Here is an 11,788-nt window from a genome sequence, read left to right as displayed (position 1 = left end):
AAAGGCATCCCCCGAAGGGAATGCCTTTTCTCACCGCAACGTCACCCGCCGTTTACCAGTTCAGATCAATCGCCACCGCTGCGGTCGCCAGGCCGGGGTCGGCGCTCGCCCGCGGGCACAACACCCAGACCAGCGGATCGGACCACGATGTTTCCGTGGTGATGGTGCGCAGATTGGTTTTCGTGCCGTCCATCGGAACCGAAGAGCTTTTGTCGGTACAACCCGCATCAGTGGCCGCCGTCGTGCCGCGGAACCCGCGCACGTCGCCATTGATCGCGCCACTGGCTGACATCAGCGGCACGCTGTTCTGGTCGCCGGCCTGTGATTTTGGCGTCACCGAATAAGACACCGGCAATGAGGTTCCCGTCGGGTTCACGCAGGTCACATCCAGCGTGGAACTCACCGGAATTCCGCCGGGTTTACCGACGTCCGCCGGCGTCACGTCGCCGAAGGAAATGGAGGACGGCGTGCTCACGTTGCAACTGACGCCGGTCCAGGTCAGGGAAAACGTCCGCTGTTCAAATGTTGACGTGGTGGCGTTCCAGCGATATCCGCGCGAAGCCTGCGCGTAGACGGTTTTGGTCGCCATTTTTGCCGCGCCCGGTTTTACGTAAACCCCGTAACCTATCGCCGCCTGCGTGCCGCCGCCGGTGTTCATTTCGACGACGCCGGTGGAGACGGTGTACGTGGTACCCACGCCGATACAGTCAGTACGGGTGCTCAGATTTCCCGTGCCGGTGCCGAATTTATCCCATGACGCGGACGACGTGGTGTTCAGGCCGACGTTGCTGTTCGGGGTGAACGTGCCGCCGTTAGTGCTCGGGTTCATCGACCCCGGCGTGACCACCATCGGGCCGGACATCGTGCCAAAAGGGATCACCAGTATTCCGGCGGCAATTTCATAGCCGCGATAACCGTCATACGTTGCCATCGGGTACTGGTTAATACACTCACCGGTAGCCAGAGGTGCGGCGGAAACCAGAATCGTCCCCACCTGTCCGTATCCAAGAAACGGCACCAGGTTTGTCGAAAAATACCAGCCGGGTTTATTGCCGGGCACGATGCCCCCCGTGGTCCACGGCAATGTGGTACTGACCACGTCACTGATTACCTGATAGCCGGAGCTGAGTTGCAGTGCGGAACTGTTCGCCGCGCTGAGCAATGCGGCCGCGCCCAGAAGGTATTTTGCCCGGCGTTTCCAGGGGCGGTCTGAAGGTACGTTTGAATAAGAAGTTAAAGCGGTCATGTCTGACTCCATTTGCGGCGCAGGGCGTGGTTTTCACCGCCCTGCGCCGGAATTCATTGAGGGTTAACGGTTAGCGGCATTCGCCTTTCATCTGGATAACCGGCATCTGGGCGGTCGGCGCAAGGCCGTGCAGGTTGTAGCTCACGCGGCACTGTTTATCGTGGCCTTTGCCCCACATCACGGACAGCTCGCCTTTTTGCGGCAGGCCGGTCAGATAGACCTGACCGTTATCGCCGGTGATCCCGGTGTTTTCTTCGCTGGTGGCGCTTTGCACCAGCGCGACGGTTGCCCCAAACGGCACTACGCCCGCGCCGCCTGCACGCGTCAGTGTCATCAGCACCTGATAGCCAATGCGGGTGGCAAAGTTGGCTTTCACCACAGCGCCGTTGGTCGGATAAACGGTCTGCTGGTTTTGCGGCAAATCGACGTTATCCGGCAACGTGCTCGGGTCCAGCCCGATGTTGTTGCGGGTGTAATCGGAGAGATAAGGCACCACGGCGTACCCGCGCGAGTCGGTCTTTCCGCCATTGTTTGACAGGCTGACGCCTTCCGCGCCGGGTGCGCTGATCAGCGCCACGGAACTGCCCAGCGGCCGTGACAATGTCACGCCTTCCGAATGCACCACCGCGCCGCCGCTCATGTTGACGTTCATCGAGCGCATGTCCGCCGAATAGCCGTAACCGGCTGAAATGTTGCCTTTGCTCCCCTGATAGCCAAGATTGGCAGTGCTGCTGCTGACCTGATCCTGATTGCCCCAGCCCTGCATCACGCTGTAAGAAAACGCGCCGTCGGCGTTGCTGCCCGCGATCCCGGCCTGGCCCTGCGTGCGGCCCTGATTGTCATGCGTGAACTGGCTGCTGGCGTAGGTGTTTTGCAGCGCGGACGAATAACTGAAAATGCTGAACGGAATGCTCACGTTGAACGACACCTGACGGTTTTCCGGCCAGTCGCCGTTGCCTTTCATCCGGTCCACGGTGTAATAAATCCCGTAGCTGATGCCTTTGACACTGCCGTTATACCCGGCAGAAAGGCTGGTGAGCGTTTTCGTCGAGCCGTAATAATCATCACGGTTGGCGCGCAGGCTGACCGAGCCGAAATCGCCCAGTTGCTGCGTCACCTGCGTCTGGAAACTGCTGCGACGGCGGCTCATGATCCACGGCGACACGTCTTCCTTCTGCGCATAACCCAGGCTGTTGTATTCGGAGAAGCTGTAATAGTTTCGCGTCGAATAACGCAGCGCCGTCAGATCCACTGACGTGCCGGTGGTGAGCATACTTTTGGAATAACGCACGCGCCACGAGGCACCGCCCTGACGGTTTTTGTCTTCAAACTGCGTGCTGGAAAACGTTCCGTCAGCCGACATTGCGCCCCAGTCACCGAGCGAAACTCCGCTCCCCATGCTCAGCGCGCTGTATTTTTGCGACGTCAGCAGGCCGCCGTAGAGCGTCAGGTTTTTCGGCAAACCGTAAATCAGCGTGGCGAGCACAAAATCGGACTGGCGCGAGCCCTGCGTGGTGCCGCCGTCATATTGTCCGGCGGTGACTTCATATTTCACCGCGCCCGGCCGCAGCATCACCGGCAATGAAGAATACGGCACCACGAAGCTGTGAACGCTGCCGTCAGCTTCGGTGATCGCCACGTCCAGGTCGCCGGACATCCCTGCCTGATACAGATCTTTAATTTCAAACGGGCCGGGCGCGACGTACGTCTCGTACACCACGTAGCCGTTCTGACGCACCGTGACGCGGGCATTACTGTTCGCCACGCCGTTAATCTGCGGCGCAAATCCGCGCAACCGGGCGGGCATCATCTGGTCGGCGGAACGCAGCTGCACGCCGCGAAACGGCACGCCGTCCAGCACATCGCCTCCCGTACTGGCTTCGCCCATCAGCAGGCGCGAACGCCAGTCGCGGATATCCCGCGCCAGATAGGTATTGGAAAAACGCGTGCTGTCGGCGTTGTTGCCGCTGTCTGTATCGGAATGGCTGTGTGTAATGGTGCTGCGTAGCCGCCACGCACCGGCATTCGCGCCGGTCTGCACATTGGCAAAAACGTTGTTGGTGGCGCGCTGATCGTTGTTCACCGTCTGCTCATTGCGTCCGGCGCTGAGATTGTAGTTAAACAGCATCGCCGGGATCCCGTCGTCCCACTGCGCGGGATCGCTCTGGCTGTCCCGGCCCGGCTGCATGGCGACCTGCGGGATGCTGACATCCAGCCGCAGGCGCGATAAATCAAACTTCACCGTAGATTGCGGGATCAGCGCAGTCAGGTTGTCCACCGGCTGATCTTTCGGTAACTCTTTCAGCGCGGGCAGCTGATCCACATTCACGCCCAGCGTTTTCAGCAATTCAGGCGTCAGCAGCGGCGCGACATTGCCCTGCGAATTCTTTTTGAACACCAGATCGCGGGACTCGGCTTCGCGCTGGTTCACGAAAATCGTCACCAGATAATCACCCTCGGCCACACCGCCCGCGTGCGAGAATGCGGACAAATCGACCTCGGAAGTGCCTGTCCCCAGCGAAAGCAACTCTGGGTCAAAGTAATCTTCTGCCCACGCACCGTGGCAGCTCATCAAAACTAAAAGTGCAAGTGTATTGCGCGGGAAGGCGCGGGTACTGGCTACCATGCCGTTTGTCCTGAAACAGGATGTCAATTTCTTACTCAAGATCGTTCCCTGCTTTGTAATGAATTATTCCCGGTCTTATGGCGTCTTGAAAAATGCCGGACCTTATAATGTCTGGCGCTGCAACGGCGTCACCTGGCTGTCTTCGTCCACCAGTTGCCATTCCACCGCACCGCGCATACCCGCAGAAACGGGGTAATGCTGCTGCCCTTTTGGCGGCACCAGCCTGCGCAGTTCACCGGCCGCCAGCGGTTTCCCGCCAACGGTCAGCTGGCTGAAATTGAGGTAAAACGGCGTCGGGTTATCGACCACCAGCACCTCGTTTTGCAGGCTGAAACGCAGCTGTTTCGCCGCGCTTTTCACGCCGGCTTCGGGCAAACCCGCAGGCCGGTAAAACAGCTTCATGTTGTTCACCACCGCGAGCACCAGCTGGCCGCCTGTCTGGCTGGCTCTGTCCGGCACGGACGGGATCCCTTTAACGGAAAGATAAAAGACCGATTCCCTGTCCTGCGGCAGCGTCATGCCGGTCAGGCGGATACGCAGCTGGAGCTGCTCGCCGGAGTCGATGCGTTGCAGCGGCGGCGTGACCATCAGCGGAATGGCGTCGCCGGGCGCTTTGTTGTCAATTTCTGCCGCCGGTAATCCGGTGGCGAAATCCACCGGACGGATCCACGACTGCATCAGATAAGCGCGCCCGGTGTTGTTGGTCATCGACCAGGTGATGCCCTTTTTCTGCGCCGCCGGATACACAATCCGAAACTCATTGAGCGAAAAACCGGACGGTTTATCCGGCGAGGCAAAGGACGGCTGAGCCGTGAACAGGGCTGCCATAAACAGGACGAGTTTTAATGCCGGTTTCATGATTTTCCTCCGCCCTGCACGGCCGCTTTGAACAGCGCGCTGTTGCCGCCATAGTCATTAATCACGGTCCACTGCGCCTGACGGACGCCGCCTGAAGCCGGAACGGTGATCTGCGTGAATGGCGCAACCATGATCCCGCGGCTTACGTCCACGTCAGCGGCATCAAACGCCAGCCGCGAGAACGTCAGGTAATACGGCGTCGGGTTATTCACCTGCACCTGCCCGCTGTGATGCTGAAACGTTAAACGCCCCGCGGCTTCTTCCTGCGACATCGCCAGCCCGGCCGGGCGGTAAAACAGCTTGATGGTGTTCTGAATGCCCACGGAAATACGCGCGGCCAGCGAGGCGTCTTCGGCCTCTTTCGGCTGCGCCATCGACGGCACGGCAATCGCGGTGAAATAAAACACCGACTCGCGATCGTCGGGCAGCGCCGCAGCGCCTTTACGCAAAATCCGCACGGCGTTCTTGGTGTTGCCTTCCAGCCGGAACAACGGTGGCGTGGTCAGAAACGGCGCAGGCTCGCGCCCGGTCGGGGTAGCGACCACTGCCGACTGAACCAGATACGGCAACGTCCCGTGGTTTTGCAGGGTCACCGTCTGCGCGTTATCCGTGGACTGAAAAATCACACGCGTCCGGCTGATGCTGATCCCGCCATCTTCAGCGGCAACGCCCTGCACCAGCGCCGCCAGAAGCGCGGCGACGGTCACCGTCCGGCGCGCGAGTAAACACAGTAAATTCATGGCGGGATCCTCACTGATAAACAAAATCAAACGTGACGCTGGCGTCTAGCCGCCCGGATTTCGTGGCGGCGTTGGTACACTGATTGCCGCACGACAGCGCCACTTTGAGCGGAATGCTGGTGGAGCCGCCGTTGAAACTGGCGGCGTCCACCATCGCGGGAAGGAACGTGTTGTTGGCCACGACCGCGCCCGACGCCGTCACAATGCGCACGCCGTAATTCACCGCCTGAGACGTGGCCTGCCGGAACAGAAAATCGCCAGTTACACTGTCGCCCGTGCCCGTCACCGTGACGCCGGGGCGCTGCACCGCGCCAATAAATCCGGCGCACTGCGACAACCTGACTTCCAGCGGTAACGGATTTGCCAGACTGACGCCCTGCCGGATGTCAGACGAAAGCACCGCGCCGAAATCCAGCGTCGCCGGTGCCGAAACCTGACAGGTCGGCGCCTGAAAAGTCGCGCTGAACTGCACGTCTGCTGCCGTGGCGCTGGCCGCGATCCCCGGCAGACACAGGCAAAGGGACGCCCTCAGGGCAAATAAATGCCCTGATAAAATGTTGAGATTTTTCATCGGGTTTGTCTGTTGAAAGCGTTAAGGGAAAATGAAGGCGAACGTGATTCTGGCGTTGACGTTGCCCTGCGTCAGCATCGGGTCGCCCGCGCTGCGCACCAGGCCGACGGAAAATGGCTGCACTGAGTTGCCGTCGTCCTGGCTTATCAGCACGGTGTCGCCCGGCGCGACGGTATCCGCCGCGTTATAGAAATCCGTCAGGCTGGTGAGCGTGCCTTTTTTCAGCATAAAACCGGCGTATTTCGCCGTTGAGCTGGCCGCACGGAATAAGCGCGTGTCCGTCAGCCCGGCCGATTCACCGGTCACACTCAGCGACGGCGCTTTGCCCTGCATTTCCACGCAGTTCAGGTTCACGCCCAGCGGCAGAATTTGCGCCGTGCCGGTGGCAAATTGCGTGGTGTCTTTGCGGTCAAAGGTGATGCTGGCGTTATCGAGCGAAACCTGACAACTGCCGTCCACGATATTGGCCTTAATTTCGGTGGTGGCGGCACCGGCCGCTGCCCCGGACAAAATCAGCGCAAGCCCTGCCGTGAAACCCAGTAAAACCGGCTTAATTGACGGTGCCACGGAACGCCTCCACGCCACCAAAATCATTGATTGCCGCCCATTCGGCTTTGCCCTGTCCGACGCTCACCGCATAGTTGTTAGCCGCAAACGGGGCCACCATGCTGGTGCCTTTGATGACATCGAGTTTGATTTTTTTGCCGTCGATCATCAGCTTGTTCAGGGAAATATAATAAGGCGTCGGGTTCATCACCTTCACGCCCTGGCCTGTCCGGGAAATCTGCAATTTGCCCATCGCCTCTTTTTGCGTCATCGGCAAATTATCCGGGCGATAAAACAGTTTTACGGTATTACCTGTCGCGACCTGAAGCGTACCGCCGACGCTATTGCCGGTATTATTCTGGCCTGACTTCCCGGTCGGGATCGCCATAATATTCAGATAAAATACCGATTCACGGTCACGCGGCAGCGAATTCGTTTTCTTCAGAATACGAATTTTATTGGTCGAATCAGATTCGATGCGAAATAACGCAGGCGCGGGCATAAATGCGCTGTCGGTTGATTTCGTCGAAAGACTGTCTGAAATACCGACATTAATAAGGTAAGGTTGATTCGCCGACCGGTTATTAATGTCAACACTCTGGCTGCTGTCGTTTGCGGAAAAGATAATACGCGATGCACCAATACTGATACTTGCATATACCGGCTGAATTAAAAACAGACTCAGGCTTAAAATAACGCCTGCTTTGTGATGAAACTTCATAATATTCTCTGTCCGTTCAATGGAAAAGAGAGGCAGCAAAGTGCCTCTCTTTTCTTACTCTTCGCGTCGTCCCCGTTATTCACGGAAATGACGGAGTCGTTGCTATTAGTTGCTCACGTAAGAAATCTTGATTGGCGCGTTGTAAGCACCTGGCAATACGTTTGCAGTGTCTATCACCGCCATACCGGTGGTGAAGGCATAGGTCAGCGCGCCATCTTCATCAGCAACAACCGGGATGCTGGTGTCGTTGGTCACCTGAGTGGTGTTGTCAGACTGCTTCAGCATAAAGCCCGCAGTCTGGGTCACGTCGCTCAGGAACAGGTTGCTGTCAGAACCGACAACGCCGCTCACCTGCAATGCGCCTTCTTCGTCAGCTGCACAGTTTTTCAGGGTAACAACCAGTGGCTCTTCGCCGACTTGTTGTTTAGCTGCTGTAAATTCAGTCTTAGCAAAAGAACCCACGTTCAGTGTTGCAGCTCCGTTATTTGCAGTCACTTCGCAAGTGGTTTCTACAATATTCCCTTGCAGGGTGACATCAGCCTGAGTTGCAGCCTGAGCATTACCAGCAAAACCCAAAATCAGAGCGACGGGCGCAAGGGCGATAATTTTTTTCATTACTCAATCCTTCATTAAAAGATAGTTATTTCGATTAAACACATTTATCTCAGCCTGCCGTGGCTGAGGGAAAGATAATACGCAGGAACAAATAGCCGCACCATGAGAGGGAGATTATTTTAATGAAGGTCGGCGACTACAGGCGTAGGACGTGAAATATTTATAACGTGATAAATATTTTGATTCAAAAACTAGCACGGCGTGAAATAAAAATAAAGCCATCACAAGGGATGACTTTATTTTCGCGTTACGGAATTTCCGTCATTAATAACGGACGGAACGGGAATACGCCTCAATGGCCGCATTCAGGGACTGAATTTGCTGCTCCAGCTGCAACACGCCTTTTTCCAGCGCAGGCGGATGCAGCCCGGCGGCCAGCTGATTTTCCAGCGTTTCGGCAAGTTCATACAAAACCGTCGCGCCCAGAAGCTGCATTGTGCCATTGATGCGGTGCAGATGATGTTGCAGCAGTTCCCACTCTTCACGCGCCAGCGCCTGAACGGCGGCCGCCACGTCTTTGTCGTTTTCAATCCGTGACTGTTCCAGCATCTGACACATCAGTTTTTTATCACCAAGGCTGTGCGTTTCCAGCGTGGGCATGTCGATAAACGCATCCAGCGGCGGCTCGTCCGCCGGCATATTCACGCCGCTGAGCGCGGCCTTGAGCTGTTGCAGGTCGATGGGTTTGAACAGGCATAAATTCATGCCCGCCACCAGACAGCGCTCTTTTTCTTCCGTCTGCGCATTGGCGGTCAGCCCCCAGATCACCATGTGCTGATTCAGCTCGCGCACCCGCCGGGTCAGCGTGATGCCGTCCATATTGGGCATGTTCAGATCGGTAATAAGCAGATCGTAATCCTGATTTTTGATGAGGTTCAGCGCATGCAGGCCGTCTTCGGCCTCATCGACGTGATACCCGAGCATATCCAGCTGACGGCGCAGCAACAGACGGTTGGTCGGGTTATCTTCGGCAATCACAATGCGCAGCGCAGCCGGGCGCGTCGCTTCCTGTTCGGCAATCAGCGGCACTGCGGGCGCGTTGTCCGAGGCCTGCGTGACCAGCGTCACCATCATGGTGGTTCCCATGCCTGGCTGGCTGGTAATGCTGATCTGCCCTGCCATGCGCTCCACCATTTCACGGCAAATCACCAGCCCGAGGCCAGATCCAATCTGGCGTTTCCCCGCATCCGTCTGGCTGAACGGCTTAAACAGTTGCTGCTGTTCGTCATGACTGATGCCCGCGCCGGTGTCGCGCACGCTGAGCGTGAGATAAACCCGCTCTTCGCCCATCGCCTGCGTGTGGGCAATCACGTCCACCCCGCCTTCGGCGGTAAATTTGATGGCGTTACTCAGCAGATTCGACAGCACCTGCTTCACCGCCTGCGGATCGAGCCAGAGCGTTTTGCCGTCTTCAAGGCGGCAATCGACCGTCAGCCGCAAGTTTTTCTGCCGCGCCAGCCCTTCAAAATTGGCGACGGTCGCGTTAATCACCGGTTCCAGATCGACCCATTCCGGCGTCAGCGTGAAATTGCCTGACTCAATTTTTTCCATATCCAGCACGTCGCCAATCAGCGCAATCAGGGTTTGTGCCGTGCTGTACGCCAGCTGAATGGCTTCTTTGGTTTCATCCGCGCTTTGTTTGCGCGTGGTCAGCAGCTCCAGGAAGCCCATGATTGAGCTCACCGGCGTGCGGATTTCATGGCTCATGCTGGCCAGAAACTGGCTTTTGGCCTGATTCGCACCGATGGCTTTGTCTTTCTCAACCTGCAACGCTTTCATCAGCTGGCGGGATTCCGTGATGTCCTGCCAGCCGCAAATCAGAATCGCAGGCCGGTTTTCCGGCATCAGACACAGCGTCAGCCAGTGCAGGATCTGACGATTTTCACCGCCATTATTGAGCGTCAGCGAATGCGTGAGCACATGACCGGGTTTCAGGCCGAGCAAAATGTCCGGCTGAATGGCATGGAAAACGTCCGCCAGCGGACTGCGCCGGTCAAACAGGGAATAATTCATCGAGCCGCGCAGCTCAGGAATAAAGAAATCGCTGAACGCGCTGTTATAACTTTCCAGTTCGCCTTCGAGCGTGATGACGTAAACCGGCACGGGAATGGAATTGGACAACGTCTGGCTGAAAATTAGCTGATAATTCAGCGCCGCCTGCGCGGCTTTGCCCCGCCCGATGGCGCGCAGCAAATACACGCCCCACAGCAGGCTGGTGATCACCAGTAAAACCGCCAGCCCGATCACCAGATAAAAAGGCCGGTTGTACAGATTCCAGGTGCCGATTTTCACGTCCGGCGCTTTGGTCCATTTTCCGGCCAGATTCAGGATCTCTTTCGGCGGAATATCGTCCAGCGCCTTATTCAGAATACTTTGCAGTTCAGAGGATTCCCGCGGGATCGCAAAGGCGATTTGCGCCGAAGGCTCATCCGGAATGCGCGTGTATTTCATCGTGCCCGGATAATAGTGATCGATGATAAACCGCGACGCGAGCTGCGTAGACACCACCGCATCCACATCACCGAGCATCAGCTTACTGAGCGCGGTACTGGTGTTTTCAGCAATCACCCATTCCACACCCGGATATTTCATTTTGAGTTTGTCGGTCAGCGGATGATAGGCCGGGATCGCCACTTTTGAGCCGGGCGAAAGCAAGTCGTCTTGCTCCGACGACGCCCGCGTCACCAGCACAAACGGCGTGGCGATAAACGGATGCGTGAACAACATTTCCTCTTCACGTTCGGCGCTGAACGTTGCCGTCGGCAACACGTCCCAGCCGCCTTTACGCATGATATCGACCATATCCGTATTCGAATTGGCGATCACCGGCTGGAAAACCAGACCGGTTTGCAGCTGGATCAGATTCAGAATATCGCCGAGCAAACCGCGAATTTCCTGATGCTCGTCCACCATGCTCAGCGGTGCGTAATACGGGTTAATCAGCACGCGCAGCACCGGATGTTTGGCAATCCAGCGCTCTTCCCGTGGCGTCAGTTTCATCGCTTTATTTAAAAATGAAATATTGCCGGTATCGACCCACGACTGGGCAATTTGTTTATGGGTTTGTTCCGTCAGGGAACTGATAAAGGTATCGAGAATGCCGAGCAGTTGTTTCTGACCGGCGGGTACGATGAAATGATTCCCGGTCTGCGGTTCACGCCAGAACTTCACCATTTCCAGCGACTGATAAAAATCGCGAACCAGAATAAAACTGGACGTCAGATTATTACCAAAAAAATAGTCGTTTTCGTTATTGGCCACCGACGCCAGCGCCAGATAATTATCCGCATAAGACGTAATGTGCGCCTTGGGGAAAATCATCTTAATAAACTGTTCGGACGGATAACCCTGCTTGATCGCAACCGACACGTCGTCCTTGTCGTTGGAAAGAGGCTTCATGACATCCGCCTGGCGCGTCACCAGCGTCGGATACGCGCGGATCAGCGGCAGTGAGGCGGCAAACGCCGGGTCCAGATCCGCTTCACCGGCGGGCGATGTCAGAATCAGATCCGCCTCACCGGCTTTGAGCGCGGTTAACGCTGTACTGAGATCGTCGTAATGCTTAATCACCACTTTGATTTGTAGCGAGTTTTCCATCATCAAAAGATAATCTGCGTTCATTCCCCGGTAACGCCCGGTGGTCGAATTCATGCTCAGCGGCGGCGTTTCCTGCCCGTATACCGCAATCGTCAGGGAACGTTTTGCCGCCAGCCACAGCAAATCGTAATGCCCCAAAGGCAGCGCAGGCGTAAACACCTGATTATCACTGGCGAGCTGAAGCGTCGCGGGTTCCGGGCTGGCGGATTGCGCCGGAACACTCGCGATAAAAAGCAGAAACAGCGCCACAATGGCCCGCGTTATCATC

9 protein-coding genes are annotated in these 11,788 nt (G+C 56.9%); all 9 read right to left on the bottom strand.

All coding sequences use genetic code 11. The features are described 5' to 3' along the window. Positions 1 to 52: 52 nt before the first annotated feature. The 9 genes from KWG64_RS16555 to KWG64_RS16515 all read right to left on the bottom strand — a co-directional run bounded on the left by KWG64_RS16555 (position 53) and on the right by KWG64_RS16515 (position 11,787). The gene (locus KWG64_RS16555) at positions 53 to 1,246 is read right to left on the bottom strand and encodes a hypothetical protein (protein ID WP_218522501.1); all 1,194 of its coding nucleotides are present in this window, start codon (positions 1,244 to 1,246) and stop codon (positions 53 to 55) included. A gap of 70 nt (positions 1,247 to 1,316) precedes the next feature. Next, complete coding sequence (locus tag KWG64_RS16550; RefSeq protein WP_218522500.1) at positions 1,317 to 3,872, bottom strand: fimbria/pilus outer membrane usher protein; 2,556 nt, start codon at positions 3,870 to 3,872, stop codon at positions 1,317 to 1,319. 102 nt (positions 3,873 to 3,974) lie between these two features. Continuing rightward, positions 3,975 to 4,730, bottom strand: coding sequence for a molecular chaperone (locus tag KWG64_RS16545; protein WP_218522499.1), 756 nt, complete (start codon positions 4,728 to 4,730; stop codon positions 3,975 to 3,977). Further along, entirely contained in the window at positions 4,727 to 5,470 is a 744-nt protein-coding gene (locus KWG64_RS16540) for a molecular chaperone (RefSeq protein WP_218522498.1), read from the bottom strand. Before KWG64_RS16540 ends, KWG64_RS16545 begins: the two co-directional genes overlap by 4 nt. Before the next feature lie 10 nt (positions 5,471 to 5,480). Next, positions 5,481 to 6,041, bottom strand: coding sequence for a fimbrial protein (locus KWG64_RS16535; protein ID WP_218522497.1), 561 nt, complete (start codon positions 6,039 to 6,041; stop codon positions 5,481 to 5,483). Positions 6,042 to 6,062: 21 nt separating this feature from the next. Then, a complete protein-coding gene (locus KWG64_RS25710) occupies positions 6,063 to 6,608 on the bottom strand; it encodes a fimbrial protein (protein ID WP_255562208.1) in 546 nt (181 codons plus the stop codon). Beyond that, positions 6,592 to 7,308: a molecular chaperone gene (locus KWG64_RS16525; RefSeq protein ID WP_218522496.1), complete on the bottom strand. Its 717-nt coding sequence runs from the start codon at positions 7,306 to 7,308 to the stop codon at positions 6,592 to 6,594. Before KWG64_RS16525 ends, KWG64_RS25710 begins: the two co-directional genes overlap by 17 nt. Before the next feature lie 105 nt (positions 7,309 to 7,413). Continuing rightward, positions 7,414 to 7,923 carry a fimbrial protein gene (locus tag KWG64_RS16520; RefSeq protein ID WP_218522495.1) on the bottom strand — a complete coding sequence of 170 codons (510 nt, stop codon included), beginning with the start codon at positions 7,921 to 7,923 and terminating at the stop codon, positions 7,414 to 7,416. 264 nt (positions 7,924 to 8,187) lie between these two features. Further along, positions 8,188 to 11,787 (bottom strand): transporter substrate-binding domain-containing protein, encoded by a 3,600-nt coding sequence (locus KWG64_RS16515; protein WP_218522494.1) that lies wholly within the window; start codon positions 11,785 to 11,787, stop codon positions 8,188 to 8,190. Between the last annotated feature and the right edge of the window lies 1 nt (position 11,788).

The sequence above is a fragment of the Rahnella sp. PD12R genome (assembly GCF_019200965.1).
GTDB classification, from domain to species: Bacteria; Pseudomonadota; Gammaproteobacteria; order Enterobacterales; family Enterobacteriaceae; genus Rahnella; species Rahnella laticis.
The sequence above is the reverse complement of the archived record's forward strand: the minus strand, read 5'-3'. Positions and strand labels throughout refer to the sequence as shown.

What these genes read in the sequence shown, in the direction of transcription:
- KWG64_RS16545 (WP_218522499.1), bottom strand. Translation starts at nt 4,730, where the DNA reads ATGAAACCGGCATTAAAACTCGTCCTGTTTATGGCAGCCCTGTTCACG.
- KWG64_RS16555 (WP_218522501.1), bottom strand. Translation starts at nt 1,246, where the DNA reads ATGACCGCTTTAACTTCTTATTCAAACGTACCTTCAGACCGCCCCTGG.
- KWG64_RS16540 (WP_218522498.1), bottom strand. Translation starts at nt 5,470, where the DNA reads ATGAATTTACTGTGTTTACTCGCGCGCCGGACGGTGACCGTCGCCGCG.
- KWG64_RS16520 (WP_218522495.1), bottom strand. Translation starts at nt 7,923, where the DNA reads ATGAAAAAAATTATCGCCCTTGCGCCCGTCGCTCTGATTTTGGGTTTT.
- KWG64_RS16525 (WP_218522496.1), bottom strand. Translation starts at nt 7,308, where the DNA reads ATGAAGTTTCATCACAAAGCAGGCGTTATTTTAAGCCTGAGTCTGTTT.
- KWG64_RS16515 (WP_218522494.1), bottom strand. Translation starts at nt 11,787, where the DNA reads ATGATAACGCGGGCCATTGTGGCGCTGTTTCTGCTTTTTATCGCGAGT.
- KWG64_RS16550 (WP_218522500.1), bottom strand. Translation starts at nt 3,872, where the DNA reads ATGGTAGCCAGTACCCGCGCCTTCCCGCGCAATACACTTGCACTTTTA.
- KWG64_RS16535 (WP_218522497.1), bottom strand. Translation starts at nt 6,041, where the DNA reads ATGAAAAATCTCAACATTTTATCAGGGCATTTATTTGCCCTGAGGGCG.